At 40.0% G+C, this 22,047-nt stretch carries 10 protein-coding genes; all 10 read left to right on the top strand.

Features of this window, described 5'->3' with window-relative positions; all coding sequences use genetic code 11:
- Positions 1-71: 71 nt before the first annotated feature.
- Entirely contained in the window at positions 72-1,439 is a 1,368-nt protein-coding gene (locus AC04QZ_RS05560; RefSeq protein ID WP_478356908.1) for a sulfatase family protein, read from the top strand.
- 199 nt (positions 1,440-1,638) lie between these two features.
- A complete protein-coding gene (locus tag AC04QZ_RS05555) occupies positions 1,639-4,323 on the top strand; it encodes a DUF4962 domain-containing protein (protein ID WP_478356907.1) in 2,685 nt (894 codons plus the stop codon).
- Between the two features lie 292 nt (positions 4,324-4,615).
- Positions 4,616-8,722 carry a hybrid sensor histidine kinase/response regulator transcription factor gene (locus AC04QZ_RS05550; RefSeq protein ID WP_478356906.1) on the top strand — a complete coding sequence of 1,369 codons (4,107 nt, stop codon included), beginning with the start codon at positions 4,616-4,618 and terminating at the stop codon, positions 8,720-8,722.
- 1,498 nt (positions 8,723-10,220) lie between these two features.
- Complete coding sequence (locus AC04QZ_RS05545) at positions 10,221-13,190, top strand: SusC/RagA family TonB-linked outer membrane protein (protein ID WP_478356905.1); 2,970 nt, start codon at positions 10,221-10,223, stop codon at positions 13,188-13,190.
- 16 nt (positions 13,191-13,206) lie between these two features.
- On the top strand, positions 13,207-14,832 hold the full coding sequence (locus AC04QZ_RS05540; protein WP_478356904.1) for a RagB/SusD family nutrient uptake outer membrane protein: 1,626 nt from the start codon (positions 13,207-13,209) through the stop codon (positions 14,830-14,832).
- A 12-nt stretch (positions 14,833-14,844) separates the two neighbouring features.
- Complete coding sequence (locus AC04QZ_RS05535; protein WP_478356902.1) at positions 14,845-15,513, top strand: hypothetical protein; 669 nt, start codon at positions 14,845-14,847, stop codon at positions 15,511-15,513.
- A gap of 4 nt (positions 15,514-15,517) precedes the next feature.
- Positions 15,518-16,549 carry a DUF5007 domain-containing protein gene (locus tag AC04QZ_RS05530; RefSeq protein ID WP_086546743.1) on the top strand — a complete coding sequence of 344 codons (1,032 nt, stop codon included), beginning with the start codon at positions 15,518-15,520 and terminating at the stop codon, positions 16,547-16,549.
- A 35-nt stretch (positions 16,550-16,584) separates the two neighbouring features.
- Positions 16,585-19,758 (top strand): SusC/RagA family TonB-linked outer membrane protein, encoded by a 3,174-nt coding sequence (locus AC04QZ_RS05525; RefSeq protein ID WP_478356901.1) that lies wholly within the window; start codon positions 16,585-16,587, stop codon positions 19,756-19,758.
- Between the two features lie 13 nt (positions 19,759-19,771).
- On the top strand, positions 19,772-21,274 hold the full coding sequence (locus AC04QZ_RS05520) for a RagB/SusD family nutrient uptake outer membrane protein (RefSeq protein WP_478356900.1): 1,503 nt from the start codon (positions 19,772-19,774) through the stop codon (positions 21,272-21,274).
- A 10-nt stretch (positions 21,275-21,284) separates the two neighbouring features.
- Entirely contained in the window at positions 21,285-22,037 is a 753-nt protein-coding gene (locus AC04QZ_RS05515) for a fasciclin domain-containing protein (RefSeq protein WP_478356899.1), read from the top strand.
- Positions 22,038-22,047: the final 10 nt, after the last annotated feature.

Raw genomic sequence — 22,047 nt, 5'->3', positions numbered from 1 at the left:
TTATTTTAACCATATTCTAAACCCATTTTGCACAGGTATAGCTAAATTCGTTATCAGAAACGATTCGAGAAATGAAATATAACATCCTTAGCCTGTTGTTTTTTTTAGCTGCAGTAGCCAACGCCCAAAGCACCAGTAAACCCAATATCCTCATCATCATGACCGATCAGCAAACTGCTGATGCGATGAGTATTGCTGGTAATAAAGATCTGCATACCCCAGCCATGGATAAACTGGCAAAAAACGGGGTTCGTTTTACCAAAGCCTATTGCGCACAGCCATTGTGTACACCTTCGCGCACGGCTATCTTTAGTGGTAAAATGCCTTTCGAAACAGGTTTTGTAGGTAATTCGCCTGAAAAAGACGGCTTATGGGCCGATAGCCTGTTAACCATGGGTAAGATTTTTCAGAACGGGGGTTATAAAACAGGTTACGTAGGGAAGTGGCACCTGCCTATTCCTGCCAAAAAGATAAAACAACATGGTTTCGAATACATCCAGAATACTAATTTTTTAGATTACAACGACGCTGCAACGCCTTCCTTTTGCGCCAGTTTTATCAAAGAAAATAAAAACAATCCGTTTTTACTGGTAGCCTCGTTTTTAAATCCACACGATATCTGTGAATGGGCAAGGGATGAAGAATTGAAAATGGATGTATTGGAAAACGCTCCATCACCTGATCAGTGCCCGCAATTACCAGCCAACTGGAAAATTCCGGATGATGAACCGAAAGTACTCCGCGAACTACAAAAAACGGTCGGCCTGCGAACCTATCCTTCGGTAAATTATTCGCCGGAAAAATGGCGCCAGTACCGCTGGGCTTACAACCGTTTGGTTGAAAAAGTAGATAAATACATCGAAATGGTGATGGCTTCGCTTAAAAAATATGGCGTAGAGAAAAACACGATCATCATTTTTACCGCCGACCACGGCGATGGTTATGCCGGCCACAGCTGGAACCAAAAACAGATTTTATACGAAGAAGCAGCTAAAATACCTTTCATCATTGCCAAAATGGATGGTTCTATAAAAAGCCGTACCGACGATATGCTGGTGTGTAACGGTACAGATATCATTCCGACCATTTGTGGCCTAACCGGTGTGCAAAAACCAGCTGATTTAAAAGGTGTAGATATCAGTAAACGAATAGCAAACCCCGCCAAGAATTTACGTGATACTTTGGTCATAGAAACTGATTTTGCCGATAATGATCAGCTTTTAGGTATTAATGGCAGAGCGGTGATCACCAAAGATTTTAAGTACATCGTTTATAATCAGGGCGAAATCAAAGAACAGTTGTTTGATTTGAGCAAAGATCCCGGAGAAATGAGCAACCTGGTAAAAAATACAGCTTACAAAAAGAAATTAATGGCCATGCGCGCCTATTTAAAACAATGGTGCAAAATAAACGGTGATAAGTTTACGGCAGGTTTATAGGTTTTCTCCGTTTAGATGACCACACTTTGCCGTAAATGATTTGTGTTTGGCCGACTGACGCATCGGACGTAAAGGAGGTTGTCGGGCAGGGATAGCAGCGGAAAGCCCACAGCGTAGCGAGGACTTGCAGCGAATAGCCCGACCCGCAGGGGCACGCCCAATAAAAAAGAATAAAACATTAAACGCAGCAGCAGAACTGATGAAAAAAATAATCATCCTCATCTTAGCACTATTTTCACTAAGCTCTTTTGCTCAGCAAAGGCCTGCCGTTATTAAATTAACAGCAGAAAAACTGCACGCCCGTGTCCGCGAATGGCCTTATCCGGTAAACGGAATTACCGTTCCTACCAATGCGCCTGCCTTGATGTGGCCGGCCACCAATGGCAAAAATATAGTTACCCCTATGGAAAGCGGGAGTGAAGTACCTGAAGATCCAGCCATTGGCAATGTGCGCTATAAAGTTGTGCTGGCTACTGATAAAGATTTTAAAAACAATGTAATTACCGGTGCCGAGCAACGTTGGGCAGTTTATCCCTTACATCAGGCCTTAAAATCTGGTCAATGGTTCTGGAAATACAGCTATGCTTTAAAAGGAAGTGATAAATGGACCTGGTCGCCAGTTTATCATTTTGTGGTTGATGCCAAATATGCCAATCAAAAGGTAGCGCCGCCAATCACTGAGGTCTTAAAACGCAATGAAGGCCAGCATCCCTTACTGTGGGGCATGCATCGCATTGGCGAAGAATTTTATAAAAATAACCTCCAGAATCCCGAGGCCAAAAAGTTTATTGTTTTTGCCACAAGGTTGATGGATGCACCGCTGCCTGTCGAAAAACCAATGCGGGTAATCGATACTGCAGGCAAAAGTACAATAGAGAAAAAAATACTCGAAACCCGCATGTATCATGGTTTTGGCGATTTTGTAGGTAAACCGATCAGCAATCTGTGTATTGCTTATCAGTTAAGTAAAGACAAACGTTTTATTCTGGATGCCAAACGCAGGGCTTTAAACATCATCAATATGGATCCCAATGCCCCGGCAACGGGAAGTGATTTTAACAATGGTGTGGTGCTGGAAGCTTTGGGCTGGTTTTACGATGCGGGTTATGATTTTTTAAGCCCACAGGAAAAAGAAATGTTTAAGAAGGCCATTACTGTACGTGCAAAACTGGTGTACGATCATTTGCCTAATCGTTTCGAACTTCATGTAAGTGATAACCACGTATGGCAAATTACGATGGCCAACCTCGCCATTGCTACCGTAGCCGTAATAAACGATGTACCCGAAGCCAAAGAATTGTTAACTTACCTGTACGAAGTTTGGACAGCAAGATTTCCGGTTTTAGGCACTACCGATGGAGGCTGGCATGAGGCCAATGGCTATTTTATGGTAAACTTCAGGTCGATTATTTATCTGTCGCAAATGTTTGGCGATTTTAGTGGCGTAAATTATTTTAACCTGCCATGGATGCAAAACCTGCCTTATTATATGTTATACACCAATCCGGTGGGTGCTGGTAATACGGCCACCGGCGATATGTGGGAGAAATACCCAACTGGTGGCAGGGGGCAGGCCTGGTTTACCGATGCACTAACTTTCAGGATGGATAATCCTTATTTAAACTGGTATGTTGATGAAGCTAAGAAACGCAATCCCAAATATTTTACCGGTACTGACGAATATCTTTTATACCGATTGCTGAATTATAAGCCTGATCGGAAATTGCAGGTAACCTCGCCAGCAAATTTACCCAAAACCCGCAAATTTGCTGATGTAGGCGTGGTCGCCATGTACCAGGATTTGGCAAATCCCGATAAAAGTTTAAGCAGCTTTTTGCTGAGCAATCCCTTTGGTTCTTCAGGCCACGGCCATGCCTCGCAAAATGCCTTTACCATTAATTATAAGGGGAAAATTATTTTCGGCGGCGCCGGATATTACAGCAATTTCAGCGATAAACATAATTTGCTTAACTACCGTTCAACAAAATCTTATAATACCATTCTGGCCGATAGCCTGAACCAAAAACTGGGCGAAGAAGGTTATGGCTGGATACCCCGTGCCATTTCCGGCAATCATATTCAGTACGCTTTGGGCGATGCCAGCAATGCCTATGGCGATATTAAAAGCGAATTTTGGTTAAACCGGTTTGAGCAAATCAACCTCAAACCAGGCAAAGCCAATGGTTACGGCGAAAGTGGTGTAACCTTATACCGCAGGCACATGTTGCAGTTAGATGGCGGTTATATTGTGCTCTATGATGAGCTGGAAGCTGATAAGCCTGTAAAATGGACAACACAGTTCCACACCCCGTATTACACCATCAAGGCGGATCAAAGCGGCAAAGCCAACCAGCAAAATTTTACCGTAACAAACGATGTGGGCAACGTAACGGCCAGTATATTTGCCAACAGCGCCTTAAAAATGAATGTACACGATCAGTTTTACGAACAGCCTTTAAACTGGAACAAACTTACTGACGCTGATGGAAAATTGATTGAATACACGAACCAATGGCATGCAGGTATCACCTCTTTACCGGCCCAAAAATTCAGGTACTTAACCATTATACAAATTAAAGACGGAAAACCGGAGGTAATTAAAACCATTACAGCTGTTAATGGCCTCACTCATTTAAAAGTTGGCAACTGGGATATACAGGCGCAACTGGATGGGAATAAAACCGCTGCCCTGCAGGTTTTTGATAAACAATTAGTGTCCTTGTTTAATTACGGAAACCTGCCTGTGGTGTATCGCAACAAAGCCTATCGTACTCAAATTAAGAACAGCAGTTTATTATTGGAAATGAAGGGTGCTCAAGTGAACAAACAGGAAGTAGTGGGTGAACTGCCGGATGTGGTTAAGTTCGATCCCGAATCAAAATAACAGTTCAATATGAAAATAAAATACAGCTACATGAACTAAAATATTACCCGATGTAGCTGTTTACTTAAGCTAAACTTTATGTAGTATTATTTTTTTGTAAAAACCAGTTAAACAACATTATACCTATGGATGTATTACTGATTTGGCATTAATTAAGGTCGTTGTATGGTGCCTCTGGCAGCATCGCTTGCATTAATGTCTGTTTTTTAACCAATTTAGCTTTATCGCTACTCAAGTTTCATTAAGAAATTGTTAACTTGAGGCTCCAAATCCAAATAAAAGGCCAGGTACAATGTTGCAGAGAGATATTTTAGATCGTAGGAAGTTAGCTAAACGGTTACCGGGTTTCGGCCGGTATCTGTTAACCGCAATACTTGTTTTATGTGTTTTTTCTAAACTTCATGCACAAATAAACGGCCGGCATTTTAGAAATATTTCTGTCGAAAAAGGTTTATCACAAAGCACGGTATTTGCCATTAAACAAGATACTTTAGGTTTCATATGGATAGGAACACAAGACGGGCTTAACCGCTACGATAGTAAAGGCTTTAAAGTTTACCGCCCCGTTAAGTCAGATCCGAAAAGTGTACAGTCTTATTATACGCGTACCCTTTTTATCGATCATACCGGAAGTTTGTGGGTAGGAGGTAATCAGGGCGTAAGCCGTTATAATTATGCGACCGATAGTTTTACCAATTATAAACTGCCCCGTAGTTTAGGCGAATGGTATGTTTCCTCTATTACTGAAGATCCACAGCATAATATCTGGGCTACCTCTGTTGTTGGGGGGGTTTTTAAGCTGACTGCTGGCGAATCGCAGTTTAAGCAGGTTAATTACGACTCTTTTAACACAGGCATTAAAAGGGTAGTATATGTTGGAAGCTGGAAACAAAACATTTTAATCGGTACCGAAGTTGGCCTTTTTAAAATGACCGGTCCGAAAAATAAACTGGTAAAAATTGATCTGGGAACCGATAAACCCGCCATTAACGATGTATATATTGATGGAGATGTTTTTTGGGTAGCCACCGAAGGGGATGGCTTGATTCAATACCATTTCGAAACCGGAGAAAAGAAAGTTTTCATGCACTCGCCGGGGGGTAAGAGTATTGCCGACAACAATATCCGCTGTGTTGGGAAAGATACCGATGGAAATATCTGGCTGGGTACTTTTAAGGGACTGACTATTTTCGACCCCAATACCAACACTTTAGAGAATTATTACCACCAGATTTCTCAACCTTATACCATCAGTCAGAATTCGGTGCGCTGTTTTTTTAAAGATAAACAAAACGGGATCTGGCTGGGTACTTTTTACGGCGGGATTAACTATTATCATAAAAACGATATCAAATTTAACCTGCTCAGCCAGAATACAGGTAGGTTATCGTTAAACGATGAAGTAGTAAGTGCCATTAAAGAAGATTCGAAAGGTAATTTCTGGATCGGAACGAATGATAAGGGCCTGAATTATTGGAACAGGGCCACCAATAACATTAGTTATTTTTCCAATAACGAGAACAATGCCAACAGTTTAAGTGCAAATAACATTAAAGCCATCGCTTTTGACAATGATCAGAACCTTTTGGTGGGCATGCACAATGGTGGATTAAATATCTTAAATCCGAATACCGGTAACGTAAAGCGGTACCGCCATAGCGAAAATGATCCGAATAGTATAGCAGGCGATCTGGTTTACGGGATATTAAAAGATTATAAAAACCGGATCTGGGTCGGAACACGCTCGGGCTTAGATCAGTTTAATCCCCAAAGTCAGACTTTTACCCATATTCATTTAGACAAGGCAGGGAAAAGGCCCAGTTCTGATGATATTACCTACCTTTTTGAAGATAGTAAACACCGGATATGGATTGGTACCACCAATGGCATTACGCTGTTTTATCCGGATAATATGTTATTTGGTAATGATCTCAATAATCAGCTGCGCGATGATGTAATCAGTTGCATTACAGAAGATAAAAAGGGGAGGATATGGATTGGTTCGAGAGAAGGACTGATTTTATATGATGAGAACCAGCAATCGTTTGTGACCTATAAAAACCGGAAAGACTTTATAAAAGGTACCATTTATGGTTTGCAGCCCGATAATGAAGGCAATATCTGGGTTTCTACCAACAGGGGGCTCATCCGTTACAACCCTGAAACGAAAACTTCGCAAGCCTTTGATGAAACTGATGGCTTACAGAACAACCAGTTTAACGATTATGCTTTTTGCAAAGCCAGCGATGGTATGTTATTATTTGGCGGGATTAAAGGGCTTTCTTATTTCTACCCATCGAGCATTAAACAACAACCCTTACCTTTAAAATTAACTTTTACGGGCCTCGAGGTGTTTAATAACAGTGTAACCAGTGGCGATGAAACTAAAATACTCGAGAACCATATCGATCAAAGCACTCAACTCGAATTTGCGGCAGAATACAAACAATTTACCATCCATTTCAATACCTTCAATTATATCTCGGCCAACAGAACCAAATACCTGTATAAATTAGATGGTTTTGATAAAGACTGGCAACATACCGAAGATTTAAAAATAACCTACAATAACCTGAGGGCAGGCAGCTATAACTTTTTAATTAAAGCAGTTGGGCCAAATGGTGAAGCCAGTGCGGTAAGGACCTTGAAAATCATCATATCGCCACCATGGTATAATGCTACCTGGTTTTATCTGTTTGTGTTTATCGACCTCGTAGGCGCCAGTTATATTGCGTACAGGATTATTGATCAAAGAATTAAGGCCTTACACCAGCTTAAACTAGAACGGATTGATAAAGAAAAGGTACGTTATATCAACCAGGTGAAAATGGACTTTTTTACCAATGTATCGCACGAGTTAAGAACGCCACTTACGCTTATCCTGGCGCCGTTAGAAGAGTTGATTAAAAAGCCTTCAACGGATAAAGTGATTACGAAACGGCATGAAATGATGTTGATCAATGCTAAACGTTTGTACAACCTTGTTGATCAGTTATTCGAATTTAGAAAAACAGAAACCGGTACCAGAAAGCTAAAGGTTAGCAAAAGTGATATCGTAAGTTTTATCCATGAGGTTTACGAATCATTTAAACCACTATCGGATAAAAATCAGGTACAATATACCTACCATTCAAGCGAAGCAAAATTATCTTTCTATTTTGATAATGATGCAATGGAGAAAATATTGTTCAACCTCTTATCAAACGCATTTAAATATACCGGTGCACATAATAAAATCAGTGTTGAGTTATCTACGCAGGATAATTTTGCCATTATTACCGTTACCGATACGGGCGTGGGTATTTCAGAAGATGATATTGCAAAGGTTTTCGATCGCTTTTATCAGGTGAATAACCAGGAAATGAATTTAGGTTCGGGCGTGGGTTTAGCCTTTACCAAAAGACTGATAGAACTTCATCACGGATCGATTAAAGCAGAAAGCGAACTTGGCAAGGGCAGTAAATTTACAGTTTCCATCCCAATGGCAGATGCCGTTTACCAGGAGGATGTAAAAACCGAAAATATGCGTTATGAGCTTTCGATCGTACCCGAAGAAGAAGCTATAGCCGAAAATAACCTGATGTACGCCGATCAATCATTAACAATAGCTCTTAATGAAAACGACGGGCAAAGAAGTAAACTGCTTTTGGTTGATGATAACAAAGAAATTTTAGACTATCTGCAAGATTATTTTAAAGAAAGTTATGAAATTACAATAGCTTTTGATGGTAAAATGGCATTGGATATTTTAGAGAACGAGCAGTTTGATTTGATTGTCAGTGATGTGATGATGCCAGAGCTGGATGGACTGCATTTTTGCAAAAGGCTGAAACAAAATATTAATACGTCGCATATTCCGGTGATTCTGTTAACCGCTAAAACAGAAGTAAACCAGCAAATTAAGGGTTTAGAAATGGGAGCAGATGATTATATTACCAAACCTTTTTCTGTGGAGATGCTTGGCGCTAAAATTGCCAGTCTGTTAAAATCGCGCAAACGGTTAAAAGAATATTATGGCGGGAGTAAAGAGGTGGTTCCTCAAAATTTAGCATTTAATACATTAGATGAAGAGTTTTTGAAAGAAGCCATAGCGATTGTAGAAAAGTACCTGGCCGATTCTGATTTTTCAGTGGATAAATTCAGCCGGGAAATTGGTATGAGCCGTTCCAACTTATACCTTAAATTTAAAGCAATAACCGGCGAATCAGCAACCGATTTTATTAAAAGAATCAGATTTAGTAAAGCAGTTGAGCTGATGCAGAGCAAACGATACACCATCGCGCAAATTACCTATATGTGTGGATTTAATTCTCCTTCTTATTTTTCGACTGCATTTAAACAGTATTACGGGTGTATGCCCAGCGAATACTTAGCCAGAGAAGATGAAATGGAGCGTTAGGATAGATGACAGCGAATTTTTGGTGCAGCGATAGGTTGAGTGGTATCATCCGATAATTATCAGATGACAGGCTTTTTCAGACCAACTAAACATCTTACAACGATCGCTATTAGTGTGTGCTTTATTGCTAAGAGTCCTATCATTTGGCCACATGTTTTAATTTGGGTTTTTATGCATTTTGCTAAGCAACTTTGATAAAGTAAGGGTGTTACCGAAGAACGCCGTCAATCCCAAGTGGCAGAAAAATCAAAAAAACAGTTGCAGATTAGAACAAATGGTACTACCAAACCTTAAACGCAGTGGTTTTGTGTTCATATCGCTGATTTAAAGCTTTCAGGGGAATTGAACACAAAACAAAGTGCTGCTGTTTTTTTGATGAGCGTGGATGGTGAGGAGCCACATTGCTGGATTGACAAAGCGCTTTGGGTACTTTGGCGCTCCAAAGTACCATGCCCCCGCGGCATAGAGCGGAAAAAAATATCTCTAAACTATGGCTTAATTTAATAGCATTGAGATGATACAAGCATATGATTTGTAAAGAACTAAATCTGCTCTTGAAAAGCTCGATAGCTATGCTTAACGATCTTGTTAGGCTAGCGATCTATTCCTGCGATACCTGTTATTAAAACCATATTCACGGCAATTTAATAATTTGAAGGCCATAACACCTCTAAAATTTTCAGCTCTTTGCATCAGCTGTAGCCGACTACCACCAGAACAATAAAAATTAGCACGTAAATGTTGTAGTAGCCTTATTACAAACGCACTCAAAATGTAAAAGTCAACTCGATTGAAGATTTTCTGCTTTATAAACTGCTCTTAAAAAATGCTATTTCATTAACAAAAAATTAATACCGGAGAATTTTGAAGGAATAAATCTGTTCATTTCAGATTTTTAAAAATTTTAATAATCTGATTTTTAAATACTTACCTGTCCATCTTTTTGAAATCACTTTGTATTGTTGATTTGTGTTTTTCGGGATTCACTGCATATAACTTTATCAAAAAAGAAATTCGCTTTTTGGCATATGTTAAAAACGCTAATACGCTAAACAACAATAACTAATAAAAATTAAGCTGCTCAATTAGCAAAAGTTAGATCAGCTAAAATACTGTTAATATCAGTTAATAACTAAGTGGTTTTATGTTTAGTATAAATTAACTTTGTTTAGTATTTATTTGCTATTTAAGAGTGCCGGTAAGAACCGAACCACCTCTTTTTTTTGAGCCACAGCTGTAACCGACAACACATCCCAACAAACAACCAAAACAAACTCATAACAAAAAAACTATGATTAAAATTTACTTTTCCAAAATGTCATTCACAAATGTTCAGTTAAGCAATGCAAAAGTTGTAGGCCGGATATTAATGATAAACGAGCGCCTTTCTTAGTGAAACATTAAACAGACGGGAGATTATGGCATTACAAAATCCCGGCAATTAACCGCCGGTCTTAATCTACACAATCAAAATTTTTAATACTAAATTTTATTTAAAATGGTTAAAATTTCTACAAGCACTATAGGTGTCTTGTTTTTATCTGTTTTTGGAATTTCTATGGCTTTTGCCAGCCCAGCCAGGGAGACTGTTATGGGTAATCGTTACCTGATTCAACAGCAGGATACCACAAAGAAAACCAAACAACTGGATACCATAGGAGAGATGATGAAATCCCTCCTCAGGTTCAATAAACTAAAGGATACCCTTGATGTAGCGAGGTCGAAAAATGTTCCAAACCTTTCCTTGCAACAAATGGTAAAGGGCAATTTGGCTGGTGTTTATGTTCAGGAAACATCTGGTGAGCCCGGAACCGAACAAAGTATGATTGTTCAGGGACCATCATCATTATTATTCAGTAAAAAAGATAGGTATGCATTACAGCCAGCAGTTTATTTAAATGGTGTGCCGCTTGCACAGGATCACCCCTTTGCATACGATGTGCAAAAATATGATTATACCCGTATCGGCCCGGCGAATAACCTTTTATCTCAGATCAACATCGATAATATTACGTCGATTGTGGTGATTAAAGATCCATATGAATTGGCTAAACTTGGACCGAATGCTGCAAATGGTGCCATTTATATTACCACAAAAGGGGCAAGGAGTGGTAATCGCGATATTAGTTTTAATTCGTATTACGGTTATGTAACCCCTCCGGCCATAGCGCCTACCAACGGTGTTTATGACAATAACTTCAGAAGGCCCTTCTATCAGAAATATGCGAGCACTGCAAATTACAATACCTACGCCAGCTATTTAAGGGATTCTACTAATCTGGATTATTTCGGACCATCAAACTGGGACAAACAATATTATCAAACATCACCCACTTATAATGCTAACCTGGGGATTACCGGTGGTTCTGAACGCGCTAATTTTAGGTTTTACGGTGCGGCAACTCAAGATGCCGGGAATGCCGATAATACTAAACTTGGCCGTTATAATTTATCAGTTGGGATCAATATGGCGCCATTTAAGTGGTTAACGGTATCGAGTGCCATAAACGCAATCAGGTTAGACCGTAACCGCAACCGCAGTTTACGCGACCGTTTTGCCGAAACACAGTATATTCCCGATTTGTCTAATCCGCTATCACCTAATTCTGATAGCTACGGTGCTTACCTGAACATCGTAGACGGCAGTACCGATCTGAATAGAACCACCGGGATAAATGGTAACCTTATTTTAAATGCAAAACTTAAGCGCTTAACCTTAACAACCTCCTTGCTTGGCGACTATACCGAAGGCATCAGAGATGTTTTTTTACCTTCAACACTCTTGGCGGGAATAAGTTATGTATCTAATTATTTTGGTTACAACCAAAGGTTAATACTCGATAACCATGCTGCTTATCAATTCGATTTAGGCAGCACTAATCATCAGCTAAAGGTTGATGTTGGACAAACATTCCAATCTGATACCTATAAATATAATTACGCCAGGGGTTATAATGGGCCAAATGATTTTATTAAAATTATTCAGGTTAACGGTAACTCAAACGCAGGCGATTATTTAAATGCTTACGGGGATTTTTATGTTTTCAGGTTTTTAGACAAAGAGCGCAGTAGTTTGTTCTCGCTATATGCAAGTGGAGAATATAAATATAAAAACCTTTTAAGTTTTGATGCCATTTTACGCCGCGATGGTTCATCGAACGGACAGCCAGATAGCCGCTGGTTATTTGCACCCTCATTTAGTGGTACCTGGAGCATTAAAAATCAGTTTTTATCAAAAAACACTTTCTTCAATGCCCTTGATCTGAATGCCGGATGGGGTCGTACCGTGCGTCCGTTTGTTGATGACCGTTTTGCTGCAGGTCCTCAATATACAACTGTTAATGGCTGGGCAGATGAACCTACCTTGCCAGGTTACGGTACCTTTATCGGCGTTGCCCGTCCATATGGAACAGGTTATGTAGGTTACAATATTCCTTTACCAATTTCTGACCGGACCAACCTTACGCTTTCTGCCACCATGTTAAAAGGCAGGTTAAGTGCTGCTGTTAGCGTATACAACCGTGATGATAAAAGGCAGGTGATTAACTTACCGGTACCACAGGAGTTAGGTTATATTACCGAGTATAAATCGGGTTTAACCATCAATAACCGTGGCGCCGAACTCTTAATTAATGGTACACCCGTACAAAATAAAAATGGCCTTAGCTGGTCAACAGGTTTTAACATCAATTATAATAAAAACAAAATTGGCGCATTACCCAATGGTTTAGAGGAGCTGATTTATCAGAACAATAAGTTAAAAGTTGGGGCATCATCCAGTGCCTATTGGTTGTACACCAATAGTGGCATCTACAATACCGATGCGGAGGTGCCTACCAACCCGGCAACTGGTCAGAAAATGACCTTTAACGGTATTACTTTAAAAGCGGGTGATCCGAGATGGGTTGATTATAATAATGATTACCGCATTGATATAAATGATAAAGTAATTACCGGTGATCGGTTGCCAAAAGTTATTGGCGGCTGGAACAACACATTCAGTTACAAAAAAATCGATGTTAATTTCAATGTGTTTTTCGCACTTGGACAAAAAGCAATAAACCAGTATGATGCTGCCCGTTACGATTTTATTAATCGTGAGTCTGCAAATAACATTAATTCAGTTAGAGAAATTACAGCATGGCAATCATTCGATAATGCTAAAAGCTACCCGATTTATAACCCTTTCAGTTCTGTAGTGCCTTATCGTGAAGATCAGGACCTGTTCTTAGAAAATGCCTCCTATGCCAAACTGAGGTCGGTAACCATTGGCTATGATTTTAGCGGTATGCTTAAAAAGAAATCTACAATTAAACGGGCTTACTTATATGCCACCGGGACAAACCTGCTTACCCTTACTAATTTTTCGGGAGTAGATCCGGAGCTGGTAAACTATAATGGGATGTACGATGGTGCAAATATCACGATCCCTAAAACATTTGTATTGGGCTTTAAACTTGATTTATAATCGATAGTAAGAAATCATGACATTTAATTTAAAACATAACAGCATTTACCACAAAAGTGTGATTGCTTTTACGCTGATCCTGGTATTGCTTGGTGGTGCATGCAAAAAGATTGATGACACACAATCTACCAGGTTGCAGAAAGAAACAGATTCGTGGAAAACCATTGATGATGCCAAGGCCAATTTAATCGGCATGTATGCCTTAATGCGGAATGCATTGGCCTCAGATAACGGCCACTGGTTAATGGGCGATTTAAGAAATGGCGACTTCGCGTCAACCAACCGTGCAGATTTGCAGGCCATTATAGAAGGAAGGTTAAACGCTTCTTATCCTGTCATTAATAGCATAACCAACTGGAGAAGATTTTACGCTGTAGTAAATGCCACAACGATATTTATAGAGCGTTCGTCGCAAATTGTGAAATCTGATAATAGGTACACCCTGGCAAATAACAATGTAGATATTGCCCAGGCCAGAGCTTTGCGTGCTTTTGCTTATTTCTACATGGTACGGATCTGGGGCGATGTGCCCTTGCTGACCACTACCCATGATGGCGATTTTATTAAAGCCCCAAGAGCTTCTAAAGAAAGAGTACTATCGTTCTGTAAATCAGAATTACTGGCTGCTGCACAGGTTGTACCTTTTAGATACGGTGGTACTGACGTAATTCTTCCGGGTGCCTATTATGGCCTAACGGTAAGTACCGATCCAAATTGGTATGGTACATTAATGACCCGCATTTCGGTTTATTGCTTGCTGGCACATGTTACTGCCTGGCAGCAAAACTACCTGGAAACAGATATCTATACCAAGTTTGTATTGGACAATTATACCCAGTTGGTAGAACCAGGGGTAACCGACTACAATTGCAGATACCTGACGATTAATGAACTTACGCTAAATGTGCGTACCAACGAAACGCAGCAGGTTAATCCATTTGCCTATAAACGTGCCACTCAGTTAGTTGGTTACTCTTTTGAGTATGGCTATGGTTATTCATCGGCCAACGGGCATATTGAGCAATTAACCTTAGCTGCACCATTTGTACCTAAAGCACAACCGGAGATTTATGTACCTAAAGACAGTATTCGCAAAATTTTTACAAACCCACTAGACCTGAGGTTTAGTGTTGATCCACAAACGGGCTTATACAGAGAAAATTATTTTACGCAGTATGGCACGCAGCGCCCGATGTTCAGTAAAGTGAAGATCATTGAGGCCGTGGCGAATACCAGCGATTACGCCGTATTTTCTTCGGCAGTATTATTTACAAGATTAGAAGAAATCACCCTGTTAAGAGCCGAAGCACTAGCTGTAATGGGCCAGAGAGATAATGCCATTGTGGCGCTGAACAAAGCTGCAGCATTAAGGGGTTACATTCCGTATCCTGATGGCTCCACTAAAGATTTAATTAACGAAATTTTTGCTGAAAGAAGGAGAGAACTGATGGGAGAGGGCTGGAGATGGTACGATTTAGTCCGTTACAACAGGATTAAGCGAACCAATGGAACTTTCATTACCAAGAATGGACAGCCTTTAACTTTTGCACAGGCCGAAAGCGCAGGTGCCATTTACTGGCCGGTTTCGCAGGATGTAATCAATGCCAACCCAGGCATTACACAAAATAATTTCTGGCAATAATCTAGCATATCAATGAAATTAAATATCAAAATAAAACACTTGTTAATAGTGGTGATGACCTGCCTGATTTGGTCGTCGTGTAAAAAAGATTCGCCATATCGCGATTATGAGAATGAGGTAACAGAGTTTAATGGCAATGTGATTCAATATCTCGAAACCCAGCCCGCTACATTTAGTTCGCTGTTGGTGGTATTGAACAGGACAACTGCTTTAAAAACAGCACTTACAGAGAGCAAGGTGACGCTTTTTGCACCGACCAACGATAATTTTGCAGCTGCCCTTTATGAGCTTAACCAGCTCAGAACCGAACAGGGTAAAACTCCGGTAACCTTAGAGAATGCTGATCTGACCGAATTAGAGATCATGATGGATAAGTATATCATCACCGGTAGGAACACGACTGATTTTTACAAGCCTTTCCTTGATGGTTCTTATGCAAGTTCAATCAAATTTAACTATCAGATGCATATTCAATATCAAAAGCAAAATGCATCTGGTTATCAGGGCGGCGGTCCGGTAACGGTTACTTTCTCCGATCCGAAAAATCTGACCGTAAAAACCAACTGGCAAAGAAGCGTAACGAATGCTGTAAATATCAAAACCAGTAACGGTATCATTAATATTTTAAGCCCTACACACATTTTTGGCTTTGGCGATTTTACCACCAAATTAAACAAATAACGCAATGAAATTAGTTATATATAAATCAAAGTTATTTTATCTGTTATTGCTGTTGGTAATAGTGATAGCAGGCTGCAGAAAAAACCTGCCAGATGATGCACTCTCGCTCAGTAAAGATACACAGTTTACCAAAACGGTATACGAGCCGGTTTTAGGCCGTAATAATTTGTTTAGCGGAAACTTTAACGCAGGCACATCATCCTTACCCTTAAATTTTAAAATTGTGAACATGAGGAGGTTCAACGGCGAATCTGCTCCTGAACTGAACGATTATTTTCCGGTTAAAATCTGGAAACAAGCTTATGATGGTAATGAAAAATCACTTGCAGAAATAGAAGCTAAAAGAGGGATAGAAAACCATAAACTTTTCGAAATCAGGGAACATTCAGGTCAGTTTTTGATGTGGGATGCTGCTAAATCAGATTTTGTAAAATCACAACCAGATTCGGGTTATGTATTCGATGTAGAAATGTCTAATTCAGGCGGTAAAAGATATTTTCAGAAAATGAGGTTGAGACCTTTTAGAGAAAGACCTTACGAGCCGTCGAATTTTGATGCGGTTACCGGACAAGAGGTAAGAACCTCTGTTAATCCATCCGTAATCAGCAATATCCGTGGCGAGCGCACAAACCGTTTTTTGGGTAGCTCAGATGTACAGGTATTGTTTAATAAAGTTACAGGAGGTCCTGGAAATACCATTTCTTTCAAGTTTGTCGATACACTTTTCCGTACCATCGATCCCAATAAATTTGCCACCACGCAATGGGAAAACGTTGTACATGGTTTTAACATGGTCAAAACATCCGAGAAAGTTACCTATCAGGTGGCTTATCCTATCCCTTTAAACGATTATCCAACCCGGTATACCACAAGTTCGGGTGCACAGGCGAGCTCTTTATTCAGGTTCGAGCGCATTGGTTTTGGCAATATATTACAAAAATCAATCATAGGGTTAAACTATAATATTTACGAAAAGGGCGACTGGGAGATCATCTTCTGGTTTAAAACCGAGAAACCAAAATTTGTTAACGACTAATGGAGACAGGATTAAAAACTAAGCAAAATATATTCATGATGAGATATTTTTATGCAATCGTAATGGTGCTGCTGATGGGTTTATTTAACCAGGTCCACGCACAGGAAAAAATTGCGGTTACTGGTAAAGTAATTGATGCCAGCTCAGTAAAAAAAGAAACAATTCCGGGTGTAACCATTATACTCGTTGCAAGCAACCAGGTTATCGGACAAACCGATAACGATGGAAATTTTAGGGTAACGGTAGCCGGAAATGCCGAACTGAAATTCAGTTATGTGGGGATGGCGCCCATTACAGTTAAAGTAAACAACAGGCGCAATATCAACATTACTTTAGAGCCACTAAACAGTACTTTAAAAACAGTTGAAGTGGTTTCGGCAGGTTATGTAACCAAAACCAGAACATTATCTACCGGATCAATCGTGAAAATTTCTGGTAGTGAAATTCAGGGCCAGCCAGCAGGCGATGCTATTTCGCTGCTACAAGGTAAGGTAGCCGGTTTAAACATTCAGAATAATACAGGTGCACCTGGTTTCAGGGGTTCGGTTCAGGTACGTGGTTTATCCAACATTAACGTTAGCGGATCGGGTAACAGTGCATACTTAACGCCAACATCTCCCTTGTATGTAATCGATGGGGTGCCGGTTGATGATAACGCCACATTCTCTTACGGTTTCCAGCAAGCGGGCCCGGGTACTTCGCCTGCCTCACAGATTCCGGCAGAAGATATTGAAGAGATCCAGTTACTAAAAGATGCTGCGGCAACCGCATTATATGGTTCGCGTGGTGCTTATGGGGTAATTTTAATCACCACCAAAAGAGGTAGTTCTAAAGTGCCGGTAGTGCGCTATCAGGGTTCTGCATTTTTAAGCACCGTACCACAATTAAGAGCGGTAATTGGCGGGGTAGAAGAACGTAACATGAGGTTAAGACAGATTATGCAATACGATTCTACCTACTACCATGCATTGGGTACCATTAATGCGGTAGATTTCCTTTCGGATAGCTTAAACGCTTATTATAACAACTCTACCAACTGGCAGTCGTATTTCTACCGCCCAACCTATAACCAGAATCACAATTTATCCATTTCCGGTGGAGATGTGGCCTTTAACTATAAAGTGGCTTTAGGTTTATATGATGAGGATGGCGTACAACAAAATACAGGCTATTCGAGGTATATTTTAAATACCACCATGACTTACAATCCCAGCCGTAAGTTTAAAATTTTAGGTCAGTTGAACAATTCGGTGCAGCGACAGCAAACCGGAAGTGGTAATGGTATTTTTAATACCGGAGTGGCCACAGGAGGAAGTTCATCTTCTTTATTACCACCACCATCTTTGTACTCGTCCGTAAACCAGGTACAGGGGGCTACAGAAAGCGATAACGATAACAAGACCTTAAACACCTTTGCTGTAGTGCAGCTGGATTATGAAATATTAAAGAATTTTAAAGCGAGTACCGTAATCAACTATACAAACATTACCGGTACCAGGGATAATTTTGTACCAGCTTCGCTTAATGGCGGTTTTGCTAATTTTTATTCTTACAATGACCGTTCTACCAAATTGTACAACAGAAGCAGTTTGAGTTATGTGTATACCATAAATGATAAGGCCAATGAGCCTGCACACAATTTTAGTGTTTTTGCTTTTACCGAAATCAACAGCTCTAATTTTAAAGCCGATGCCATTTTAAACGATCGTACCGTAAACAGCTTTATCCGTGGACCAATTACCCACAATCCGGCTTACAACCAAACTTTAGGGGGAACGTTAGATAATTTCAGCGATTTCAGATCAGTAGGTTTTGCAGGTCAGTTTTCTTATAACTATAAACAGAAATATGTAATCGATTTCAACTACCGTGTGGATGGAACTTCTACCAACGGGCCATTGGCCGGTTATGTAAAAAATCCATCTGTTTCCGTAAAATGGAATTTCGATAAAGAAAACTTTTTAGCCGGAAACCGCTGGTTGGATTATGGCGATATCCGTTTAAGTTATGGTAGTAATATCCAGCCTAACGGAAGTATTTATGATGTGTACGGAAGATATTTTGGTGGCGGTACCTACAGCAATAACCAATCGGTGGTGATAGATCTAAGCCGTTTACCCAACCTGAGCTTAGAGCCAACTAAAAATACAACTTTAAATGCCGGACTTGATTTTAGTATTTTCAAAAACAAACTAAACTTCAGTTTCGATACCTATTACAAACAGGTTGATAATATTTTCCGCGAAAAAGGAATTGCTAATATCAACTCTTTCTCAAATGTGACCACGGTAGAAACCAGTAATGTGAATTACGGCTGGGAGTTTCAGGTAAACTCCAGACCTTTAAACCCAAGTAGTCTTTTCAAACTTAATGTTTATGCCAACTTAGCCATCAATAAAGAAGTTTTGGCAGCGCTACCTGATGGTGCAAGGCAATTGATTGCATTGGATCCGGATTTTGCGCAGGACATTTACTACCGACTGGGAATTAACTCGCTTTCCAATTTCCTATACAATACCAAAGGTGTTTATAACAGTACTGCTGATGTACCTTTCGACCCAATGACTGGTAAACGTTACAGAACGGGTGGTACTGGCATCAGGAACTATTTTAGGGCTGGCGATCCGATTTACACGGATTTAAACGGAGATTATATTTTAGATGCGAATGATCGGGTAGTTGCAGGTAACTCCCAGCCACAAATTACCGGTGGTATAGGCGCATTATTAAACTATAAAAACTGGAGTGTTGAAGTAAACGGATCATTTACCCTGGTAAGGGATATATTGAACAATGCATTAGCAGCACAGTTCAGAAACTTTAATAATCCTACAACGCTTGGAAATTTAGTGCCCTTATCGCAATACAGCTATTGGACCGGGGCAGGCAATAACGGAACTTATCCGAATCCGCTTGACTATACCAGGGCTTCCATTATCGATCCATTCCGTTACGGGCAAACACTCTTCCAGGAAGATGGAACTTATTTTAAGCTGAACTCCATTAAGCTTTATTATACTTTAAACAAGACTTTTTCAAGCAAGTTCGGAATCAACCGTGCTAACGTATATGTTACCGCACAAAACCTTGGCTTTTTAACCAATTATTCTGGCCCTAATCCAGAGGCTGTAACGGCACTTGGTCGCGATAGCTCTGGGGGTTATCCTTTGAGTAAACAATATGTACTAGGTCTAAACCTCGAATTTTAACCGGAAAATCGATATGAAAAAAATTACCTATATAATATTTATAGCCATCATCAGCATTGCTGCGCTGAGCTGTAAAAAGTTTTTAAATGTTACACCGATAGATAACCTTTCAGGTAATAATTATTGGCAAAATGAAGCCGATGTAGAAAAATTTGTAAACGGCATCTATATTAAATTAAGAAGCAGAATACTCAATAATGGGAGCACATTTTATACTTTTGCCGATCTCAGGTGCGCACCGGTAATCAATTCTGCTAATATTGCTGGTTTTACCAACTTCATCAACAATGACTTAAAAGGCGCTATTGCATCAACAAACGGCAATTATTACTTCTATAATTTTAAAGCGGCAACCGAGTGGAAATCTTATTATGATGTAATTGGCAGTGCAAACCTCATGGTGAAAGAGGTAAGCGAAATGCCCAACTCGGCCATTTCTGATGAAAGCAGGAAAAGATATATGGCTGAGGGTGTTTTCTTAAGAAACCTTTGCTATTTCTTATTGGTGAGAATGTATGGTGATGTTCCGTATTATACCAATGCCTATAATGATCAGCCTTTAGGCAGAACCAACCAGATTACCGTAATGAAAAACTGTATTGCTGATATGGCAGCAGTTAAAGATGATTTACCGGTAACCTATGTTGATGCCAGCCAGGTGGGTACGAGAGCCATGCGTGGTGCGGCACTAGCCTTAATTATGCACATGAACATGTGGGCTGCCGGATTTGATAATGGCATTAAAACAGCTTATTACGAACAAGTTGTTAAATATGGACAGGAACTCAGCAGTTATGCCGATTATGGTTTGCTGGATTATACGGTAGATAACAATAAAAAGATTTTCAAAGGCAATACCAAAGAAAGCCTTTTCGAAATTGTTTCGAATGCGAATTATGGAGAGGTACTTTCTCAGTATGATAACCCATCGGTCTTTTTCTCTAAATACCCATTCCGTGGAACCGTAACCACCACTACCTCACAAATGTATTACAGCGTAAAGTTTATGCAGAAAGTATTTCCTGCAGGAAATGGTGATGTACGAAGAAACCTCTGGTTCGAAAATGCCGATATCGGCAACAATACATTTCAGTTGAAAAAGTTTTCCAATACCTATCCAAGCGGAACAAACAACACCATTTCTCATGATGATAGCCGCATTATTTTCCGTTTGCCAGATGCATTATTGTTAACCGCAGAAGCGGCGGCAAATTTAGATGATAATACTACCGCACAAACCTTTGTAAATAAAGTAAGGGCAAGGGCGCAGGCTATTCCTTTCAGTTCTATTGGCGATCAGTTAAAAGACGATATCTATTACGAACGTGTAAGAGAACTGTTTTGTGAGGGGCAGTATTTCTATGATCTGGTACGTACCAAACGAATTTTGGATTCTGAATATTCCGATCACCCAATAGGTGTGGCTGATTTTAATGCAGGTGCCTGGACATGGCCCATCAGCGAATCGGCCCTGGCGAACAATCCTAATATGACTTTAAATAATTTCTGGAGATAAAATTAAAGAGATGAAGAATAAAAAAATTAATTTAATATTCGCAGCTATCGTATTGCTTTTGGCAACTGCCTGCAATAAAGAGTATTATGTAGATTCTGGGGTACTCACTCCAACGTACAACGGAACGATATTGCAATACCTGAAATCGAAACCAGCCATGTTCGATACGACGGTGAGGGTAATTGCACTTGCGGGAATGGATGATGTACTGGACAAAGAGAACGTTACTTTTTTTGCACCAACAAGTTCTTCCATTTATAAATCGGTACGGGCTTTAAATGCATACCTGATACAGAACGGAAGAGACACGGTAAAAGAATTGTCGCAGATTAAACGTGAGGTATGGCGCAAAACACTTTCGCAATACATTTTTAAAGGAACAAACCGTTTGAAAGATTATCCACAGTTGGATACACTTGCTTATACCGCATTCCCCGGACAGTCTTTTTCTTCTTATGAGAATGGCAGGATCATGAATATCGGCGTCATATTTAATGATGCGGTGAGTGGCGCTACCAGTATAAAATATGCAGGTTACAGGCAGTTGTTTCTTTCTTACATAAAAGACTTCACTAAACCACAGCAAAGTTTGGTTAATATCCCGGTAGCCACCTCAGATATTGCACCAACCAATGGAATCATACACGTATTAAGGCAGGCAACCTTGTCGGGGAGTACCCTGGTTAACAAGCATAATTTTGGATTTGTGAACAACATTTTCATCAATGATGTACTGGCCAGTGGCATAACGCCAATACAATAATAATTTTTTT

It is taken from the genome of Pedobacter folensis, assembly GCF_056490665.1.
Note: the sequence above shows the minus strand (reverse complement) of the source record. Positions and strands in the feature narration are given on the sequence as shown.

Bases quoted from the DNA above. Each gene is read 5' to 3' on its own strand.
- AC04QZ_RS05560 (WP_478356908.1), top strand. From the start codon at position 72: ATGAAATATAACATCCTTAGCCTGTTGTTTTTTTTAGCTGCAGTAGCC.
- AC04QZ_RS05555 (WP_478356907.1), top strand. From the start codon at position 1,639: ATGAAAAAAATAATCATCCTCATCTTAGCACTATTTTCACTAAGCTCT.
- AC04QZ_RS05550 (WP_478356906.1), top strand. From the start codon at position 4,616: ATGTTGCAGAGAGATATTTTAGATCGTAGGAAGTTAGCTAAACGGTTA.
- AC04QZ_RS05545 (WP_478356905.1), top strand. From the start codon at position 10,221: ATGGTTAAAATTTCTACAAGCACTATAGGTGTCTTGTTTTTATCTGTT.
- AC04QZ_RS05540 (WP_478356904.1), top strand. From the start codon at position 13,207: ATGACATTTAATTTAAAACATAACAGCATTTACCACAAAAGTGTGATT.
- AC04QZ_RS05535 (WP_478356902.1), top strand. From the start codon at position 14,845: ATGAAATTAAATATCAAAATAAAACACTTGTTAATAGTGGTGATGACC.
- AC04QZ_RS05530 (WP_086546743.1), top strand. From the start codon at position 15,518: ATGAAATTAGTTATATATAAATCAAAGTTATTTTATCTGTTATTGCTG.
- AC04QZ_RS05525 (WP_478356901.1), top strand. From the start codon at position 16,585: ATGATGAGATATTTTTATGCAATCGTAATGGTGCTGCTGATGGGTTTA.
- AC04QZ_RS05520 (WP_478356900.1), top strand. From the start codon at position 19,772: ATGAAAAAAATTACCTATATAATATTTATAGCCATCATCAGCATTGCT.
- AC04QZ_RS05515 (WP_478356899.1), top strand. From the start codon at position 21,285: ATGAAGAATAAAAAAATTAATTTAATATTCGCAGCTATCGTATTGCTT.